A 19,239-nucleotide genomic window follows, 5' to 3' on the forward strand; every position below is an offset into this window, starting at 1 on the left:
GAGAACGGGTCAGGCCCGGTTGTTGACGCGCTCGGCGATCCACTGATCGATTTCGATGGAGTCCCAGCCGACGGCGCGCACGCCCAGGCGCAGCGCCTGCGGGAATTGGCGCTTCCTCATCAGGTTGTAGATGTGGGCGCGTTTGAAGCCGGACTTCGCTTCGACTTCTTCCAGCCGCAGGATGCGGCGCTCGTTCGGTGGCAGTACAGGTGTTTGCGACATGGCGGTCACTCCTGAACGCTTAGTGGCGTTTGTTGGCGTGACCTCTATTCAATAGACACGGCTGCGGAAAGACATTGCAAATGCAATATCCGTGACTGCACATACAAGCTAGAAGACCTCAGAGGGTGGCGCTATGCAGCCGGCGCCTGGCTGTGGCGAACTTGCCGTTCAATGTCCGCTCAGCGATCCCCATGACACCACTGTGATGGGCAACCATTGCGCTGACGACGGCCTCCTGCGTCTTGAAGCTGGAGTACGGCGTGCCCGAAGGCGACTGGCCGAGCATCAGCTCCAGCATGCCCCCGATGATGTTCAGATAAGTGGCTTCGGCCCGATCACTGATCGGGCACTGCGAGCATGCCGGAATGACTGTGGATTGCTTGAGCAGCGCGTCGTGCTTGTCTTGCAACTCGCGGAGTTGGCGCTTGGATTGCTCCAAGGCGGACTTCAGGGCGAGCCGTTCGACCAGCATGGCTTGCCCCGTTTCCAGCGTGATGAAGGGATGGGCGATGCGCTCGCTACGGCAGAAGAGAAAGCCGGGTCGCTGCTCGGGGTAGTGCTGACGCATCCAGCGCTTCAAGTCGATATGGCGAACCGTAAGGTCAGGGCAGTCGATCAGTGCGATGTCGCGTACCGTGATGCCGTTCTGCCCGAAGGGCAGTTCCCCATTGAGGATGCCGTCGTATATGCGGTCCGTGTACAGCCGCAGTTCGCCCCAGCGCGGGCAGTCCAGCGACTGTGGCAGATTCCTTGGCGACGAAATCGAGGCAAGGATCACCTGCTCGTATCGCAGCAGACCGGCCCAGCGGATGGAGGCTTCGATCGGGCGGTAGAACACCTTTGATGTGGGTGCATCATTCTTGCTCTCGTGCATGCTTGGTCTCCTTCCAGGAGAAGAACTACATGGCCGACTCCTTTGCCGCCGACCTCATGGTCGGCCTGGTACCTGTGCAGGAAGCGAGTTCCGAGGCCAGCTTCGTCATGGGGCTTGAGTACTTCTCACCAGGTCGCGCTACTGGTAGCCGTCGTGTGCCCGATGTGCAAAAATCCATCGATCGCTGGATGGTCGAGCAGTAGAAAGCGGGCTCGACAGCGACGCCACGCTATCAGGGTCGTAAGAAGTTGCGGCCCCTGCAAATCCGTTTAGGTATGACCTGATATGCCAGCGGTTTCACGAGGCACCAGGGGGGGCGGTAATCGCCGTCCGGCGTCCAGCCGGACGTAGCGAACCCACGCCTGTCATGCTTGTCCCAGCATCCTGATATATCGACAAAGAATCGTGCGCCGACACGCTGCGGCAAGGGCATGCGTTATTTCGGCGTGATTTGCACAGATGGGCGCTGCAATGTGCGATGCGTGCCGCTTCTTGACATTGACAGCACCCGAACTGCAGCCGGCACCGGAAGCATCGGCCTGGTCCTTATCGTCGTGGGACGCGGGAGCAGAGGACGACGCGTAGGCTGCTAGTTCGAGGCCGTCGCCAATGACGCTGTACCGAACGTGGCTCTGGTTTGCCGGGTGCAGGTCTGTGGATGTCAGTGGAACTCTTTGGACGATCTTCTTGCCGGGGACGAAAAACAAGGCTACAATTGAGGCCTTCGCTGACCACCTCGGCGAAGGAAGAGCTTGGGAATCAACGACTTACTGCTCTAGTAAACGTCTCGTTTCCCGCTCCAAATATAGATCTATAGAGTTCCAATGAAGTCTGTAGATCATTGAGAAAGGGCCTTCGGGCCCTTTTTTCGTTCCGCCTCCAAGTCCCGTACCCGTTCGTGGAACGTCCGCGCCGAGGGGCGGTTCTCCTTGCCGCTTTCCCGGCGACCGGGGCCGTACGTTTCGCGAAGCCCTTCGTCTCGCCAGCGAGGCGGCTTGCCGCAAGATGCTGCCTCGGCACATCAGAAGTGTGGCTGTCGCACTCCAGGGGGGCTCGATTCATTGCACCTTGGACCGCCTTCGTGCGCCTGTTGCTTTGGCTGCCACGTTCGACCGAGCCGTCCCAAGGCCAGCGCTTCGACGACCACTGAGAAGGTCGGCGAAGGTTGCCTCTGACTTGGGTGATAGAGGTAATAGCCCGGGAATGGATCGCACCAGCCTTCCAGCACGCTACCAGGTTGCCCTCGGCGATGTGCGGCTCGAACTGGGCTTTCGAGTGCAGGCATGCCACGGCCAGGGCGCACGTCATCGCAAGCGGCTTCATCGATCTAGCCGGCGACGCGAAAGAGTCGAGGGTTTTCGCGAGCCGGGCATAAGGCGGCTGCCAGAGCGAGTGTCGACAGGCGTGGGTTCCTGGGAAAAGTATCCATCTACCTGCTAACATGGCGGCATCGTTGCCGATGTATCCGCAGGCTCCGGGTCGCGGATGCGCTGCTTTCTGTCCGGCCGGAGAACTTTGCCATCGTAGACTCGACATGCTGACAAGGTCGTTGCTGTCCGCGGTCTTTTGCCTGTTGCTGATCGCTCTGCAGCCGCTGCCCGTCGAAGCCGAATCCATCCTGCCGGATGGGCGTACGACGACAACGATGCGTCCCTGGCTCGATAAACGAGCCAGGCAGTGGCTGGATGCACGGGAGCCGCTGACGGTAGGCGTGGTTTCCCCCGACTATCCGCCGTTGTCCATCTTCTACGCAGGCTCCTACAAGGGCTTCACGGCCGATTACCTGGCCCTGGTGTTCGAGCGGCCGTTGCGCGTCAGGGACTTTCCGTCGCGGCAGGCGGCAATCGACGCGTTGTCGCAAGGGGAGATCGACCTGCTTGGCGTCGGTAGCGAGGTCGAGGCCCGACAACACGGCTTGCTGGCATCCGCTGCGTATCTTTCCGACCGGCCGGTACTGGTGTCTTCCAGCGGTGCCCCGTTCGATTCGCAGGCGGAGTCCTGGCTGGCCACGGTCAAGGGCTATCTTCCCGCCGAACGTATCAAGGCTGCCTATCCGCACAGCAGGATCATCTGGTTCGACTCTCCGCAGCTTGCCCTGGAAGCGCTGAGCATGGGGGATGTCGATGGCGTGCTGGGGGACGCAGTTTCCACGCACTACCTCATCCAGACCCATTACCTGCTGAACTTGCGCATCGAGAACTTCGCACCCATCGACAGCCAGGGTTTCCGTTTCCTGCTCCGGCCAGGTGACGAACCTCTGCTCGCGCTCATCGATCGCGCCCTGCCGCATATTAGCGGGCGCTACGGCGACGAACTGTTGCGCAGCTGGAGCGCCGGGCGGCGCCTGCGCTTCGACGAGCCCCGGGTGACGCTGTCGCCGGCGGAGCAGCGTTGGCTCTCCGCGCACCCGGTCGTGCCGGTGGTGATCAACCATTCCCTTGGCGCGCTCGGGCAACTGGATAACGAGGGGAGGCTGAGTGGTATCGGGCGTGACTATCTGGACCTGATCGGCAAGCGCAGTGGCCTGCAGTTTTCCTTCACTGGAGCACGCAACTTCGTCGAGACGAAAAGCCGACTGGATGCGGGGGAGGCATTGGTTACGCCGACCATGCCTTCGTCGGAGCGCTTCGATTCCGGCCTCGAAGTGCTGACGCCCTATCTACGCAGCACCACGGTGCTGATGGGCGCCCGCCAGGGTGGCCGGGATGAAAGGGTGGGGCGTGTCCATGGCCTCGCGGACCTGGCGGGCAAGCGATTGGCGACGACGATTGGCTACTTTCTCAACGACTTCATTCGACGCGAGCACCCGGAGATCAAGCTCCAGGTCTATCCGACCTTCCTCGCCGCCATGCGCAGCGTAGACGCCGGCCAGAGCGAGGCCGCCATCAGCAGCGACTATACCGGTCGCTATCTGTCCGCCCAGCATTTCGACAACCGGATCCAGGTCGTCGGTATCCTCGATGACCTCTCCATCCCGATCAGCATCGGCGTGGCGAGGAACCAGCCGGAGCTGCAGGGCATCCTGGAGAAGGCGCAGCTGGCGATCGCTCCGGAAGAAGTGGCGGAAATCCTCCACCGCTGGGAGCCTCGCTTCGCCAAGGGAGGGGCGGACTTCTGGCGCGATCACCGGAGCAAGATTCTGCAGATCGGCGGATTGTTCGGCGTACTGATTTCCATCTCCCTCATCTGGGGTTTCTACCTGATGCGCCAGGTGCGCAAGACCCGCCAGGCAGAAGAGCAAGCCGACGCTGCCAACCGTGCCAAGAGCGTGTTTCTTTCGACGATGAGTCACGAGATCCGCACGCCATTGAATGCGGTCATCGGCCTGCAGGAACTGGTGCTGAAAAAGGGCGAGAAGGGCGTGTTGGACCTAGATTCGCTGAGCATTGCCCAGGAGGCCGCCCAGGGGTTGCTGCTTCTGCTGGGCAATATTCTCGATTTGTCGCGGATCGAATCCGGTCGGTTCGATTCAGCTCCCGAACCAGTGCTTCCTGGCGAGTTGATCAGAGGAATCCTGCCGTTGGTTGGTGGGCTGACGCGGCAGAAGAATCTTTCCCTGGCACTGGAACTCGACGGGGATCTCGAGCACTGGGTGCTGGTGGATCCCCTGCATTTCAAGCAGGTGTTGTTCAACCTGCTGGGCAATGCCATCAAGTTCACCGAGCGCGGAGGGGTAACGGTGCGGGCGGTGGGGCGGCGCGAGGCGGAGAGGCTTCATTTGCTGCTCGAGGTAAGCGACACCGGCCTCGGTATTTCGGAGGAGGACCAGGCCAGGCTGTTCCGGCCATTCTCGCAGGTCGGCTCTCCTGCGCTTGGCCAGGCGTCCGGCAGCGGCCTGGGACTGTACATCAGCCGACGCCTGGTACACCTGATGGGCGGCCAGATCAGCCTGCGCAGCGAACTGGGCAACGGCTCCTGCTTCTCGGTCGAGTTCGATCTTCCGCTGACCGAGCCTCCGCCCAGCGAGTCCAGCGAAGCGCGTTCCGGAGTTGCCGAGGTCGAGGAGCAGAAAGAGGCAAGGGCGCTCTCGATCTTGCTTGCGGAAGACCATCCGTTCAATCGGCTGACCCTGACCATGCAATTGGAAAGCCTTGGGCACCGGGTGACCTCCACGGAAGATGGCGAGGAAGCATTCGAACGTTGGCAGGGCGAAGACTTCGATGTCGTGATTACCGACGGCATGATGCCGCGGATGGATGGCTACGAGCTGGCGCGACGTATCCGGTCGCAAGAGGCCCTTGGCGGTCGGCGTCGCTGCTTGGTGATAGCGCTTACCGCCAGCGCCGAGAAGGATGCGCTGGAGCGCTGCCTGGCTGCCGGCATGGACCGGGTCCTGTTCAAGCCGACTACGCTCGATGAGCTCGCTCGGGCGCTGAACGGGGGAGAGCCGCTCATGCCTACGAGCGTCGATTCGAAATGAAAGTGCCCGACTGGTTGCCGTTTTGCGTGCCGCGAGCGGATGTATCGGGTAATCTCTCGCAGAAATGAACCAGCACTAGTGAAGCGAACGATGGGTTTTGAACAACTTGCCGAGCTGAGAGACCGTCTGCGCGCACAGGCGGCGCAGGCGAAACCGGCTCAAACCAAAAGCTCCGCGGGACGCGCGAAGAAACGTGAAGCCGTCGAGCCGGGAGTCGAGGCTATCTGGAGGCTGCAACGGCATTTTCCGCTGGCGTTTCCGAAAAGTCCCGCGGCCAAGGTTCCGCTCAAGCAGGGCATTCTCCAGGATGCGCAGCAGCACCTCGAACTACTGGGAATCACCGCCGAACAACTGAAACAGGCCATCGCCACCTGGTGCCAGGGCAGCCGCTACTGGAGTTGTATGGTGGAAGATGCGCCGCGACTGGATCTGCAAGGCCAGGTTGCCGGCAAGGTAACCGCCGAGCAGGCGGTGTATGCGCGGCGGCAGGCGTCTCGCCGGCAGCGCGAGCAGATGCGCGAGAAGCGCGCCAAGCGTGCACAGGCGGGTGGCGAAGCGCCGGCCGCCACGGAGGCGCCGACGCCTGAAGCGCCCGCAACCGAAGCGAGCCCCGAGGCGAACTGATCGCCGGGGCAGGGCGCGTCGGATCCTGGCGCGCTCCTCGGTTGCCGGTCGCTGCGGGCCCATTTCGCGGACGTCTGGGCCCGTTTCTCCCGGCTTGTGCTACGCAATAGCCTGATCTGCAAAGTTTTTTTCGTGGAGCGCTTGCCAAGCTCGGCGAATCCGTCCATAATTGCGTCCATTCCAGCGATGGGTGAGCTAAAAATCTTTTGAAATCAAAGGGTTATAAGTTCAAAATCGCGCCAGGAAAGAAATTTCAGCGATATGCCAAACGCATGTCGCTTCGCTCAAAGGCTGAGTAGCAGAGTGGTTATGCACCGGATTGCAAATCCGTGAACGCCGGTTCGATTCCGACCTCAGCCTCCAACAGGAAAGCCCCGTAGCTCAACGAGTTACGGGGCTTTTTTCTTTCCTGTCCGGTATTGCTGAAGCAAGTTCCTTGGGGTGCCCCTATAACACTTTCATACTTTTACGGCCTCGCAACAGCCTCCCTCTCCCGATAAGCCGCTCCGTAATTACTACTTTCCCGGAGTGTCCGAGGAGTACCCCAGCACCTGTCACGTTTTCGGCCGTTGCCTGCAATCCAGCCCCGCGCGCGGCTTCTATCTGGACGCAAGATCCGGTCTGGGTCGGTCATCGGCTGGTCGTCATCGAACATGACCAGCCGAGCCGGTCTGTCCTGCCGCCTGCCTTCCGGGCCTCTATCGATCAACCGTTGTGGCGACCGCGAGCGGAAGGCGCTCGGCGGAGGGCCCGTTTCATCTTGCCTTGCGTTTCAAGGAAACCGGCAGGCCCCAGGTCAGGTCTTCCATGCCTGCTTCGCCGAGTATCTCGGTTTTCATCGGCTGGATGCGCGCGAGCACCTGGCGGCCCGTTTCATCCAGCCTTGGCTGCTCGCGATCGATGAACCTTTTCGTCAGCTCCATGGGCGCTGGCCTCATGAAGACCTGGATATCCTGCAAGGCGCACTTGATGTTTTGCGTGTCCACGGCCTTGCAGGTCTTCCTGTCATAGCTCACGGCCGGGGTCTTCAAGTGGAACCGATCGCTGAGCAGGATCTGCCCAGGCTGAATGGTGAAGGACAGCGGGGCATAGGCGTCGGGTATCTGCGCTTGCAGCTTGATGGAGGGAACATCCTCGATCTTCGTGCCTTCGGCCCAACCGGCATCCGAGACCATTTCCCGCTGGCTGTATTGCTGCTCGGTCCAGCCCACGCATTGGCCGGAGGCCATGTGCACGGCGCTGCAGACATTCTGTGTGTAGGTTTTGTCTGCATAGGAGGCGTCGCGCCAGTAGTTCTCCTTCACGAACCGGCGATACAGCACGGCGGACAGGTTCACCGAACCAAGTGGGCTGGCAGCCGGCTGCCCCTTTGGCGCCTTGATCTGGGCAAGGGTGCTGTCGATCTTGTAGTCGATCCCTCCGGACAGCAGGTAGGTTCCCGGCGGGACGATGTTGACCTCGAGGAAGTCCCACAGATAGACGGCTTCCTTGATCTTCTCCAGGTCGTTGTTGGCAAAGGCCTGCATGTAGGCGATCCCGGGCACGTCCTTGTTCTTGAATATGACCCGATGCGAGTAGCTGGAGAGGTCCGTCACGCTCTTGTTGGGCATGAGTGCCGGTACCAGCACCACGGACATGCCTTCGCGGGTAGCCTCATCGATCATGTTCAGGAGCTGGTTGGTGGGGTTCTGCTGGGAGCCGCCGAGTCCGGCGTTGCCTAGGGAGGCGCAGGCTGACAACAGGCTTGCCGGGAGCAGGATCGCGAAGGGGCTCAGACGCCGAGCGATGGTTTTCATGAGATATCCTTATCTATACGGGCCAATGACTTAAGGCGAGTGCGGGAAGAATCCTAATCTACTCCTTGCGGATTCCCAAGGAGCGTTCGTCCCGCGCGTAGGAAGGAGCGTTTGAGTCGAGCGCGTCACAGCCTGTTGCTGCAATCCTGGGTACTCACATGCGTTCGAATGCTGGCGAGCCAGTGCGTACTGCGTTGGTGATGGCTCGCTGCGGGTAGAGTTCGTGCCGGTCATCGAGGGCTGGCTGCGTGGGGGCGCAATGAAGACGCGCATCCCAGCTCTTCTGGCGATTCGTGAGTGCGGATCAAATCTGTTTTACCGCCGTACGACTTTTTCCGTTCCCTGCGCCTATCTAACCTGCCGCTCTCTTCAACCCGGGATCGGCAGGCATCTCCGCTGCGGTTCCAGCATGTACGGAACACCATGAAAAACATTCTCCTGCTCAACGGCGGAAAGCGTTTCGCCCATTCCGACGGTCGCCTCAACCAGACCCTGCACGAAACCGCCCTGGCCCATCTGGACCGCCGTGGCTTCGACCTGCGCCAGACCTTCATCGACGGTGGCTATGACATCCCGACGGAGGTGGACAAGTTCCTCTGGGCCGACGTGGTGATCTACCAGATGCCCGGCTGGTGGATGGGCGCCCCGTGGACAGTGAAGCGCTACATCGACGAAGTCTTCACGGCCGGACACGGCAGCCTCTATGCCAACGACGGTCGTACCCGCTCCGACAGCACGCAGAAATATGGCAGCGGCGGTCTGGTGCAGGGCAAGCGCTACATGATCTCGGCGACCTGGAATGCACCACGGCAGGCGTTCGACGATCCGAGCGACTTCTTCGAAGGAAAAGGCGTGGATGCGGTGTATTTCCCCTTCCACAAGGCCAACCAGTTCCTCGGCATGTCCGGCCTGCCGACGTTCCTCGCGGTGGATGTGATGAAGCGCCCGGACGTCCCGGCTACCGTCGCTGCCTACCAGGCGCACCTGGACAGGGTGTTCGGGCGCGCCGGCTGAGTTCGACGGCGGGCCTCGTGTCGCTTCGCTGGATGGAGTGGCGGGTCGAAATCCAGGCTCTCGGGACGAGGCCTAATGGTCACGGATCCGCTATCCGGGCTTTTCTCGGCCACGACCCGCGAGTGATCCGAAATTCGATTTTTCCATCGATCCGTCGAATTAGATTTCATCGGGGACGGGCAGGAAAGGATGCTTTGCACGAATATTCGAATGGGCGCATCGTAAAATGAGCGCGCTTTCGACCGTGTCGAAGCCACCCCCGACAACGTTGCCGGCAGGTCGCTCATCGACTTCCGACGCCTGCCGCCGAATTCAGGAGATTCACATGTGTCCTTGCCCTCACTCCCAGGCCCAGGGAGAAACGGACGGAGAGGCTGAGTGGCATAACGCCGCCCTGGACTTCACCCATGCGATGAGCTACGGCGATTACCTGAAGCTGGACAAGGTCCTGGACGCCCAGTTCCCGCTTTCGCCCGACCACAACGAAATGCTGTTCATCATCCAGCACCAGACCTCGGAGCTATGGATGAAGCTGATGCTCCACGAACTGCGAGCCGCCCGGGAGCACGTCAAGTCAGGCAAGCTCGGTCCGGCGCTGAAAATGCTCGCCAGGGTCTCGCGGATCTTCGACCAGCTGGTACACGCCTGGGCGGTGCTGGCGACCATGACGCCGACCGAGTACAACACCATCCGCCCGTACCTGGGCCAGTCTTCCGGTTTCCAGTCCTACCAGTACCGCGAGATCGAATTCATCCTCGGCAACAAGAACGCCACCCTGCTCAAGCCCCATGCTCACCGTGCCGAGCTGCTGGCGGCCCTGGAGCAGGCCCTGCATACGCCGTCGCTATACGACGAAGCGATCCGCCTGATGGCCGCCCAGGGGTTGCCGGTAAGCCAGGAGCGGCTCGCCCGGGACGCGGCGGCCGGCACCTGTTACGAGGCCTCGGTGGAGGCGGCGTGGCGACAGGTCTACCAGGCGCCGGAACGCTACTGGGACCTGTATCAGCTGGCGGAGAAACTGATCGACCTGGAGGACTCGTTCCGCCAGTGGCGCTTCCGTCACGTGACCACGGTGGAGCGCATCATCGGTTTCAAACCCGGCACGGGCGGAACCGAGGGAGTGGGGTATCTGCGCAGCATGCTCGATACCATCCTCTTCCCCGAACTGTGGCGGCTCCGTTCCAACCTGTAGTACCGGATGAGGCGCAGCATCCGCCTGCGCCTCAGTCGTTGCCGGCGCCTCCCGCCGCCCACTCTTGCCGCAAAAGCCCCATGAGAACGACATTCCAGCGTTCCCGGCCGACCCGGGTGGCGGAGCGGCGCAAGCCTTCTTCGCGGAACCCCGCGCGTCGATAGAGATGACGGGCGGCAGCGTTCCAGTCGTACACGTTCAATTCAACGCGCTCGATGTCGGCGTCGGCGAAGGCCTCGGCGAGCAGCGCCTCCAGCATCGGCAGCCCCAGGCCCTGGCCGCGCGCGCTTGGCGCCAGGGCTATGCGAGCCAGGCGGACGACGCCGTTGCGGCGGTCGAACAGCAACTGGCAATGGCCGATGACCTGGTCATCCCGGCAAGCGCTCCAGAGCAGGCGCAGCGGCGGTCGCCGGCGGCTTTCCGCGAGGTCTTCATGCATCTGCTCGAGGCTCAGCGGATGCCGCAGGGCGGGGCCGGCCCATTGCACCAGCTCCTTTTCCGTGGCGAACCAGCGTTGCAGGATTGGGAAGTGTTCCAGCTGGAACGGGACGAGTTGCAGGTCCTGGACGGAACCCGTGCCGGGTGTGGGCATGCGGAGTGCCTCGCTCAGGTCATCGGGGGGAGCCGGCGTTTAACCGGGGACTTCTTGACGATGGCGGTGTTGGTTTCCGCGTAGCCGTTGATCCTGTCCAGCAGCGTGTCGAGCTGTTCCATCGAACGAACCTGGAGGCGGGCGATGAAGCAGTCGTCACCGGTGACCTTGTCGCACTCGGTGAACTCGGCGATGTCCTGGATCTGTCGCTCGACCTCGTGCAGCCTGCCGGGCAGGGGGCGGATGCGCACGATCGCCTGGAACTGGTAGCCGAAACAGCGGGGGTCGACATCCAGGGTGTAGCCGCGGATCACGCCACGTTCTTCCAGCTTGCGCAGGCGTTCGGCGACGCTCGGGGCCGATAGCCCGCTGACCTGGGCGAGAGCCTTGAGGGACAGTCGCGAGTCAGCCATGAGGGCGTTGATCAGGCGTTGGTCGATGTCGTCGGTCATGTCGGCCTCGAAAGTTTTTTTTCAAAATAGCCCTGATAAAAAAGGTCGTCACGGGTTTTTGCCTGAGTAATGCGATGGAGGGCTGGAAGACGACTTTGGATAATCATAGGCCTGTCTTGCGGGAGAGCGCCCATGAACGATCCGATCCGTCGCGGTACGCTGGAAATGACTTCGGCCATGCTGATCTGCGGCACCATTGGCTGGCTGGTGCTGCTCTCCGGGCAGCCCGTGCTGGACGTGGTGTTCTGGCGCTGCGTATTCGGTTTCGCCACGCTGCTGGTCGCCTGTGCCGCGCTGGGCTTCCTGCGCCGCGGCAGCCTGGGGCGCGAGGCGTTCCTGCTGGCGCTCCTCAGCGGGGTGTTCATCGTCGGCAACTGGGTGTTGCTGTTCGCATCCTACTCACGGGCTTCGATCGCCATCGGTACCGCGGTCTACAACGTCCAGCCGTTCATGCTGGTGGGGCTAGGCGCGGCGTTTCTCGGCGAGAAGGTCACGGCGCGCAAGCTGGGCTGGCTGGGGCTTTCGTTCGCCGGCATGCTGGCGATCGTCAACGCCCACGGCGACAGCGACGCCCCGCGCGGGGACTACCTGTTCGGTATCCTCCTGGCGCTCGCTGCCGCGCTGCTGTATGCCTTTGCCGCGCTGATCGTGAAGCGCCTGCAAGGCACGCCGCCGCATCTTATCGCCTTGATCCAGGTGGGCACCGGCGTGCTGATGCTCGCACCGCTGGCGAACCTTGCCGAACTGCCCCGGCACGTTGCTCCCTGGGCCAGCCTGGCGACCCTGGGAATCGTCCATACCGGGCTGATGTACGTACTGCTCTACGGCGCCATTCAGAAATTGCCGACGGCGCTGACCGGTGCCTTGTCCTTCATCTATCCGGTCGCGGCGATCCTGGTGGACTGGCTGGTCTTCGAACATCGCCTGAGCCTGGCCCAGTGGCTTGGCGTGGCTGCCATCCTGCTCGCCGCGGCGGGCATGCAGCAGGGTTGGAGCGTGCGCCTGCCGAGGCCGGCGGTGCGTCGCGGCTGAGGCGCGGGGGAAAGAAAAAGCCCCGCGACGAGGCGGGGCTTTTCTACGGCGATCTCGGCCGATCAGTTGCCGAAGACCTTGAAGCGTTCGCTTTCGGCGATGAAGGCTTTCTCGCCCGCCGGAGCGGCGATGGCGCCGAAAGGCATCTGTGCGCGCAGCTTCCAGCTTTCCGGCAGGTTCCAGGTCTTGTGGGTCTGCGCATCTACCAGCGGGTTGTAGTGCTGCAGGCTGGCGCCGACCTTGTGCTCGGCGAGGGCGGTCCAGACCGCGAACTGGGCCATGCCGCTGGCCTGCTCCGACCACACCGGGAAGTTGTCGGCGTAGAGGGCGAACTGCTCCTGAAGCTGGCGCACTACCGTCTGGTCTTCGAAGAACAGTACGGTGCCGGCACCGGCGGCGAAGGAATTGAGCTTGGTTTCGGTGGCGGCGAAAGCGTCAGCGGGAACGATCTTCTTCAACTCGTCCTTGGCGATGTTCCAGAACTGCTCGTGCTCGGCGCCGAACAGGACGACCACCCGCGAGCTCTGCGAGTTGAACGCGGAAGGGCTGTGCGAGACGGCCTCCTTGACCAGTTCGACGATTTTCTCCTGGGAGACGGGCAGTTGCTTGTCCAGGGCGTAGATGGTGCGGCGGTTCTTGATGGAGGAGAGGAATGCGTCAGACATCTTGAGGCTCCTTGTTTGGAAATTGGATTCGATATTAACGACGGCCTCGATGAGATCAATGGGAAATAACCGGTGATTCCTATCGGCTGATGCGATGGATACCCGGCTTACCCAGGAAAGCCGGGTATCCACGGTCCAGCGCGGCCAGCAGCGAGAGACGGCAAGTACGGATGAAAATGGAATATCGAGAAAGTCGATGGGCATAAAACCGCGAGGACTTGGCCTTTGATTCAGGTCAAGGAGGGTGAAGGCCGGGGAGGCGGCCAACCTTTAGTGATGGTGACCTGGCAGCCCGGCTCGGTGATGGTTCGATTGTAGGATTGTCGGACAAAAACTGGAGCGCACGATGTTTGAAAATTTCTCTCCCAGCACCATGCTGGCCATCAAGAAGTACGCCTATTGGCTCTGGCTGCTGCTGGCGTTGTCCATGCCGTTCAACTACTGGATGGCCCAGGACAGCGCACATCCGGCCTTCTGGGCATTTTCCCTGGTGATTGCGGTATTCGGCATCGGGCCGCTGCTGGACATGCTGTTCGGCCGCGACCCGGCCAACCCCGACGAGGAAACCCAGACGCCGCAGTTGCTCGGCCAGGGCTATTACGTATTGCTGACCCTGGCCACGGTGCCGGTGCTCATCGGTACGCTGGTGTGGGCCGCTGGCGTGTTCGTCGCTTTCCAGGAGTGGGGCTGGCTCGGCCGGTTGGGCTGGATCCTCTCGATGGGCACGGTGATGGGAGCGGTGGGGATCGTCGTCGCCCATGAGCTGATCCACAAGGACTCGGCGCTGGAGCAGGCTGCCGGCGGCATCCTGCTGGCCGCCGTGTGCTACGCGGGGTTCAAGGTCGAGCATGTGCGCGGCCACCATGTGCATGTGTCTACGCCGGAGGACGCTTCGTCGGCGCGTTTCGGCCAGTCGGTCTACCAGTTCCTGCCGCATGCCTACAAGTACAACTTCCTCAACGCCTGGCGCCTTGAAGCGGTGCGGCTGCGCAAGAAGGGCCTGCCGGTGTTCGGCTGGCAGAACGAACTGATCTGGTGGTACCTGCTGAGTCTGGCGTTGCTGGTCGGTTTCGGTTGGGCGTTCGGCTGGCTGGGGATGGTTTTCTTCCTTGGCCAAGCGTTCGTCGCGGTGACCCTGCTGGAGATCATCAACTACGTCGAGCACTACGGCCTGCATCGGCGAAAGGGCGAGGACGGGCGCTACGAGCGGACCAACCATACCCACTCCTGGAACAGCAACTTCGTCTTCACCAACCTGGTCCTGTTCCATCTGCAACGGCATTCCGACCATCATGCCTTCGCCAAACGCCCCTATCAGGTCCTCCGTCATTATGACGATAGCCCGCAGATGCCCAGCGGTTATGCCGGGATGGTGGTGCTGGCGCTGATCCCGCCGCTGTGGCGGGCGGTCATGGACCCCAAGGTGCGGGCCTACTATGCGGGCGAAGAGTTCCAGTTGACGGCCGAACAGAGCGAGCGGCCGGCAGCTTCCTGAGAATGGCCGGCGTCCCCGCTCCGTGCCCGAATAGCTCTTCGTTCGGGCAATCCCGCCTTGCCTGGGGTTGACTATCCTTAGCGATATCTCGGCACGGAAAGGAGCCCAGGGATGAACATTCGGCAGAGAATCCTCGCTTCGGGCGCCATCGGCATCGTGGCTGTGGTGCTGCTAGGCGGGGTCGGCTTCTGGGGGCAATTGCGGTTGGGCAAGGCGCTGTCGGAGAACGAGCTGAGCGTCAATGCGCTGCGCAACCACATGGAAGGCGACATGATGCACGACGCCTTGCGCGCCGACGTCCTGGCGGCGTTCGTGGTCCAGCCCGGCGACGGCGCGGCGGCCGAGCAGGTCCGCCAGGACCTGCAGGAGCACAGCCAGTGGTTTCGCAAGGTGGTCGAGCAGAACCAGGGGCTGCCTCTCAACGACGCCATCCACCAGGCGCTGGTCGAGTTGCGGCCCGACCTGGAAGCCTACATCGGCGCCGCCGAGAGCATCGTCGGCAAGGCGTTGCTCGATCCCGTGGCGGCACGGGCCGAGCTGCCGCAGTTCGTCCAGGCCTTCAAGGAGCTGGAAGGGCGCAACGAAGCGCTCAGCAGCCTGATCGAGAAACACGTCGAGCAGACCAACCGGGCGCGCGAAGACAGCATGCGCTATTCCGCCTGGATGCTCGCGGGCGGCATCCTGGTCGCCTGCCTGGTCCTCGGGCAGCTTTGTCGCCAGTTGCTGGGTGCCGTCCTCAAGCCTCTGCGCAAGCTGGTCGCCTCGGCCCGGGTGATCGCCCAGGGCAACCTGCAGGAGCCGATCGGTGTCGACAGCGACGATGAGGCCGGACAGTTGCAGCGGGCCTTGGGCGAGATGCAGGGGAACCTGCGGCAGATGATCACCATCATCCGCCAGGAAAGCGAAGAGCTCCATGACACCTCCCAATCCATCGGCCAGACCTCGCAGTCGATCGTCGACGGTGCCAGCCAACAGGCCGACAGCGCCACCAGCATGGCCGCGAGCATGGAAGAGATGATCACCAATATCTCGCAGATTTCCGACCACGCCGACAACGCCAGGGTGATCTCGGCCAAGTCCGAGGAGCTGGCCAGCAGTGGCGGGCAGGTGATCCTCAACGTGGTGGAAGGGATGAGCCGCATCGCCGACGTGGTCAACCAGTCCTCCACCAGCATCACCGCTCTCGGCCAGTCGTCGGACGAGATCCATTCGATCATCCAGGTGATCAAGGGGATCGCCGAGCAGACCAACCTGCTGGCGTTGAACGCCGCCATCGAGGCGGCGCGGGCCGGAGAGGCCGGGCGCGGTTTCGCCGTGGTCGCCGACGAGGTACGCGGGCTGGCGGCGCGGACCACCCAGTCGACCCAGGAGATCACCGCGATGATCGAGCGCATCCGCGCCAGCACGGGGCAAGCGATCAACAGCATGGAGGCCGGCGTGAGCCGGGTCAACGAGGGGGTGTCGTTCGCCCGCCAGGCAGGGGTGTCGATCAACGAGATCCTCGATGGAACCCGTCATGCCGCGTCGGTGGTCGATGAGATTTCCCAGACCATCCGCGAGCAGTCGCGCGCCAGTGATGAAATCGCCCAGCGCGTGGAACTCATCGCCCAGCGTTCGCAGCAGAACACCCAGGCGATGCACGAGATGGCCGCCACCGCCAGGCGCCTGAACGAGGTTGCAGCGACCATGCGCTCGTCGGTGGAGCGCTTCAAGATCTGACGGGAGCCGCCTAGGTCGTCGACTCCGGGAGGCGCACGAACAGCGTGTAGCGTGCGCCTTCGATCGCTTCGAAGGCGATCAGCTTCTCGATCAGCGCCAGGTTCAGGACCTTGCCCGCGTTGAGCAGCAGCATGCCGTTGTTGGCGGTGAGGTTGCGCGCCAGCACCATGCCCGGAACCAGGTCGCGGGTGCCATGGGCACGGACTTGCGGATCGGCCAGGGTGACATCGGCAAGGGTCGTCGCGCAGACCTGGATGAACGGTTCGATCAGCTCGGGGTCGTACAGCCGGCCGGCGTATTTGCGGATGTACATCAGTGCTTCGTCGCGATTCATGCGCCGTTCGAGGATCAGTCCGCGCTGCAGCTCGACGAAATCCACCGCCAGCTTCAAGAGGCGCGAGCCCAGGGGAATGGCCTCGCCCTTGAGGTGGTCCGGATAGCCGCTGCCGTCCCAGTGCTCCTGGTGATGGCGAATCAGGCGGGCGGCGTCCTGCATCGGTTCCAGCGACATCAGCAGCGACTCGCTGAGTTCCGGGTAGCCGCGGAAACGATCGCGGTCGTGGTGATAGAGCAGGTCCGAGGGCGAGCTGAGCAGGGTGTCGTTCCAGCTCAGCTTGCCGATGTTGTAGAGCGCCGCGGCCATCGCCAGGTCGCGACCATCCGATTCGTCGACGAGGCCGCTGGCACAGCAGGCGCGGACCAGTTCGATGATTTGCTGGTTGGTCTGCTTGTCCTTGGGCAGGCGCTGGTTGACCAGCAGCGAGAAGACTTCGGTGCCGACCACGTAGCTGCGCTTTAGCTCCTCATAGGCGAGGTCGAGCATGTCGGCGGTCTGCTGCAGTTCGGCGGTGCGCGCCTGAACGCGCTTTTCCAGCGTGGCGTTGAGTTGCTGGAGGCGGTCGTTCTGCTCCTGGGTAAGTCGCTCCAGGCGCCGCCGCTCGCGCTCGGAATGCAGGTATTCGAGCGACTGGCGCAGGGTCAGCAGCAACTCGTCGTCGTTCCACGGCTTGCTCAGGTAATGGTGGATGCGCCCTTCATTGATGGCCTTGGCGATGGTTGGCAGGTCGGCATGGCCGGTGAGCAGGATGCGAATGGTTTCCGGGGAGCGGCGATGGATTTCCGCGAGCAGGGCAGCGCCGTCCATGTTCGGCATGCGGGCGTCGGACACCACCAGGTCCACGGGCCGGCTTTCCAGCAGTTGCAGGGCCTGTTCGCCGCTCTCCGCCAGCAACAGGTCGTAGGGCTGGTTGCGTAGCAGCCGGCGCAGGCTGCTGAGGATCAGCGGCTCGTCGTCGACCAGCAGCACGCTGAAGCGGATCTCCGTCTCGTTGGAAGGAGGTGCGCTATCGTTCATGAGTGTCTGTCCACCGGGTGAGTTTTGCCTGAATACTTCAGGCAAGCATAGTCCGAGTCTGGCCTGGACGAGGGCGCATGCACGCGGCGGCTGGGCGAGCGGAGGTGCGGATCATGGAGACGTTACCCATCAGGAACCGGCGCTTGCTGGTGATCGATGAGCGGCAGGCGGATCGAGACCGTGTATGCGGGTTGTTGCAGGGAACCCTAGGGGCCGAATCGCCTCCCGTGGCGCCTGAGCGGGGCTACCAGGTGGATACGGCGGGAAGCGCCGAGGAGGCATTGGGGCGGATACGCTCGGCCCTCCAGGCCGATGCGCCGTATGCCGTGGTGTTTCTCGGGATGCCGTCGGTAGGCGCGGATATTCCCGTTCTAGAGCGGTTCTGGCGTCTCGACTCCCGCTTGCAGGTCGTGGTGCATGCGCCTCCCGCCGATTTTCCGCTATTGGCGCCGTGGGCTGCGGAAGAGCGCCTGCTGCTCCTCGGCCTGCCTTTGCAGGGACAGGAGGTCCGCCAGATGGCCGGCAATCTCAGCGCCAAGTGGAACGTGACGGCTCACCTCCAGTTGCAGATGAGCCGGATGGAGGCTGCCATCCAGGAGATCACCCGGGAAGTCGGCCAGGCCAAGGAGGCGCTGGAGAAAGAGATCGGCGAGCGCAAGGAACTGGAAAGCCAACTGGTGCAGACGGAGAAGCTTGCCTCGATCGGCCACCTGGCCGCCGGCCGCCGGCGTCGCCCATGAGATCAATAACCCCATCAGCTACGTTTCCTCCAACTACACCACCCTGGAGGAGCACGTCAGGCGTTTGCTGGAGGTACTTGAAGCCTATGAAGAGGCTCGCCCCGCGATCCGCGACGAGGCGCTGGCAAGACGCCTGGAGCAGCTCGGCGAGCGGGTCGAACTGGCCTTCGTCAAGGAGGATGTCGCCGTGTTGCTGCGCGAATCCAGGGAAGGTATAGGGCGGGTGCGCAAGATCGTCCAGGACCTGAAGAACTTCTCCCGCGTCGACGCCGAGGACGACTGGCAGTGGACCGATCTGCACCAGGGGATCGAGTCGACCCTCAATATCGTCGCCAGCGAACTGAAGTACCGGGCCGACGTGGTCCGCGAATACGGCGATCTGCCCGAGGTGAAGTGCCTGCCGTCGCAGATCAACCAGGTGGTGATGAACCTGGTGATGAACGCGGCCCAGGCGATGGGGCCGGAGCGGGGTCGCATCGTGATTCGCACGGGGCATACCGTGGAGCATGCCTGGATCGAGGTGGAAGACTCGGGGCAGGGTATCTCCCCCGAGATCCTGCCGCGCATCTTCGATCCGTTCTTCACCACCAAGCCGGTAGGCAAGGGGACCGGCCTGGGGTTGTCGCTCTCCTACGGCATCGTCCAGAAACACGGCGGCACCATCGAGGTACGTAGCCAGCCGGGAGTCGGCAGCGCTTTCCGGATCGTGCTTCCCCTGGAATCGCCCGGCAACCTGGGCGGAGCCCACGGAAATTAACTGTTGCGCCGGCTAGGGTAACGTAAGACAATGATTTATCTACCGTTTGGGGTGGGTCTCGGGTTGGGATGCCGGTTTGGTTCCCGTTGCCGGCTCACTTGAAGCGAGATCCTGCCCGGATGGCGAAATCGGTAGACGCAAGGGACTTAAAATCCCTCGGGGGTAACCCCGTGCCGGTTCGACCCCGGCTCCGGGCACCATCGTGTTTCCTGGCGTTCAGCCGACTTCTGCGTTCCTTCCCCGATTTTCTTCCGGCCCGCCATCGCGCGGCAGTCAACGAGTCGACGTTGC

At 62.7% G+C, this 19,239-nt stretch carries 15 protein-coding genes, 2 tRNA genes and 1 pseudogene; 11 read left to right on the forward strand and 7 right to left on the reverse strand.

All coding sequences use genetic code 11. The features are described 5' to 3' along the window. Positions 1-9: 9 nt before the first annotated feature. Both ACTJJX_RS26890 and ACTJJX_RS26895 read right to left on the reverse strand, forming a co-directional pair. On the reverse strand, positions 10-222 hold the full coding sequence (locus ACTJJX_RS26890) for an AlpA family transcriptional regulator (RefSeq protein ID WP_023082349.1): 213 nt from the start codon (positions 220-222) through the stop codon (positions 10-12). A 118-nt stretch (positions 223-340) separates the two neighbouring features. Further along, entirely contained in the window at positions 341-1,096 is a 756-nt protein-coding gene (locus tag ACTJJX_RS26895; RefSeq protein WP_023082350.1) for a hypothetical protein, read from the reverse strand. A 29-nt stretch (positions 1,097-1,125) separates the two neighbouring features. Between ACTJJX_RS26895 and ACTJJX_RS26900 the strand changes: the two genes are divergently transcribed. From ACTJJX_RS26900 to ACTJJX_RS26915, 4 genes are all read left to right on the forward strand, one after another. Continuing rightward, on the forward strand, positions 1,126-1,299 hold the full coding sequence (locus ACTJJX_RS26900; RefSeq protein ID WP_023082351.1) for a hypothetical protein: 174 nt from the start codon (positions 1,126-1,128) through the stop codon (positions 1,297-1,299). A 1,238-nt stretch (positions 1,300-2,537) separates the two neighbouring features. After that, entirely contained in the window at positions 2,538-5,516 is a 2,979-nt protein-coding gene (locus ACTJJX_RS26905) for an ATP-binding protein (protein WP_016852816.1), read from the forward strand. Between the two features lie 90 nt (positions 5,517-5,606). Next, complete coding sequence (locus ACTJJX_RS26910; protein ID WP_003099002.1) at positions 5,607-6,140, forward strand: ProQ/FINO family protein; 534 nt, start codon at positions 5,607-5,609, stop codon at positions 6,138-6,140. A gap of 289 nt (positions 6,141-6,429) precedes the next feature. Then, positions 6,430-6,503: transfer RNA gene (locus tag ACTJJX_RS26915), tRNA-Cys, on the forward strand. Positions 6,504-6,895: 392 nt separating this feature from the next. On the opposite strand, the gene ACTJJX_RS26920 is transcribed toward ACTJJX_RS26915, so the two are convergent. Beyond that, positions 6,896-7,936, reverse strand: a complete 1,041-nt coding sequence (locus ACTJJX_RS26920; RefSeq protein WP_003102461.1) for a hypothetical protein — start codon at positions 7,934-7,936, stop codon at positions 6,896-6,898. Between the two features lie 423 nt (positions 7,937-8,359). Between ACTJJX_RS26920 and ACTJJX_RS26925 the strand changes: the two genes are divergently transcribed. Both ACTJJX_RS26925 and kynA read left to right on the forward strand, forming a co-directional pair. Then, a complete protein-coding gene (locus tag ACTJJX_RS26925; RefSeq protein WP_003113351.1) occupies positions 8,360-8,950 on the forward strand; it encodes an NAD(P)H-dependent oxidoreductase in 591 nt (196 codons plus the stop codon). 325 nt (positions 8,951-9,275) lie between these two features. Beyond that, positions 9,276-10,142, forward strand: a complete 867-nt coding sequence (gene kynA / locus ACTJJX_RS26930; RefSeq protein ID WP_003120044.1) for a tryptophan 2,3-dioxygenase — start codon at positions 9,276-9,278, stop codon at positions 10,140-10,142. Positions 10,143-10,173: 31 nt separating this feature from the next. Here kynA and ACTJJX_RS26935 read toward each other — a convergent pair whose 3' ends face one another. Together ACTJJX_RS26935 and ACTJJX_RS26940 are read right to left on the reverse strand one after the other, a co-directional pair. Beyond that, positions 10,174-10,734 (reverse strand): GNAT family N-acetyltransferase, encoded by a 561-nt coding sequence (locus ACTJJX_RS26935; RefSeq protein ID WP_016852817.1) that lies wholly within the window; start codon positions 10,732-10,734, stop codon positions 10,174-10,176. Positions 10,735-10,748: 14 nt separating this feature from the next. Then, entirely contained in the window at positions 10,749-11,186 is a 438-nt protein-coding gene (locus tag ACTJJX_RS26940) for an Lrp/AsnC family transcriptional regulator (RefSeq protein WP_003102469.1), read from the reverse strand. 132 nt (positions 11,187-11,318) lie between these two features. On the opposite strand from ACTJJX_RS26940, the gene ACTJJX_RS26945 reads away from it, so the two are divergent. Next, entirely contained in the window at positions 11,319-12,218 is a 900-nt protein-coding gene (locus tag ACTJJX_RS26945; protein WP_016852818.1) for a DMT family transporter, read from the forward strand. Between the two features lie 62 nt (positions 12,219-12,280). Here the strand turns inward: ACTJJX_RS26945 and ACTJJX_RS26950 are convergent, their stop codons facing one another. After that, entirely contained in the window at positions 12,281-12,883 is a 603-nt protein-coding gene (locus tag ACTJJX_RS26950; protein WP_003113348.1) for a nitroreductase family protein, read from the reverse strand. 346 nt (positions 12,884-13,229) lie between these two features. Between ACTJJX_RS26950 and alkB1 the strand changes: the two genes are divergently transcribed. Together alkB1 and ACTJJX_RS26960 are read left to right on the forward strand one after the other, a co-directional pair. Then, positions 13,230-14,378, forward strand: coding sequence for an alkane 1-monooxygenase AlkB1 (gene alkB1 / locus ACTJJX_RS26955; protein WP_003102475.1), 1,149 nt, complete (start codon positions 13,230-13,232; stop codon positions 14,376-14,378). 111 nt (positions 14,379-14,489) lie between these two features. Continuing rightward, on the forward strand, positions 14,490-16,097 hold the full coding sequence (locus ACTJJX_RS26960; protein WP_016852819.1) for a methyl-accepting chemotaxis protein: 1,608 nt from the start codon (positions 14,490-14,492) through the stop codon (positions 16,095-16,097). A gap of 10 nt (positions 16,098-16,107) precedes the next feature. Here ACTJJX_RS26960 and ACTJJX_RS26965 read toward each other — a convergent pair whose 3' ends face one another. Beyond that, the gene (locus ACTJJX_RS26965; RefSeq protein WP_003102481.1) at positions 16,108-17,451 is read right to left on the reverse strand and encodes a response regulator; all 1,344 of its coding nucleotides are present in this window, start codon (positions 17,449-17,451) and stop codon (positions 16,108-16,110) included. A 77-nt stretch (positions 17,452-17,528) separates the two neighbouring features. Here ACTJJX_RS26965 and ACTJJX_RS26970 point away from each other — a divergent pair. Both ACTJJX_RS26970 and ACTJJX_RS26975 read left to right on the forward strand, forming a co-directional pair. Then, positions 17,529-18,948, forward strand: a pseudogene (locus tag ACTJJX_RS26970) (ATP-binding protein). 113 nt (positions 18,949-19,061) lie between these two features. Then, positions 19,062-19,148, forward strand: a tRNA-Leu gene (locus ACTJJX_RS26975). Positions 19,149-19,239: the final 91 nt, after the last annotated feature.

The organism is Pseudomonas sp. 22490, assembly GCF_052044465.1.
Classification (GTDB): Bacteria; Pseudomonadota; Gammaproteobacteria; order Pseudomonadales; family Pseudomonadaceae; genus Pseudomonas; species Pseudomonas aeruginosa.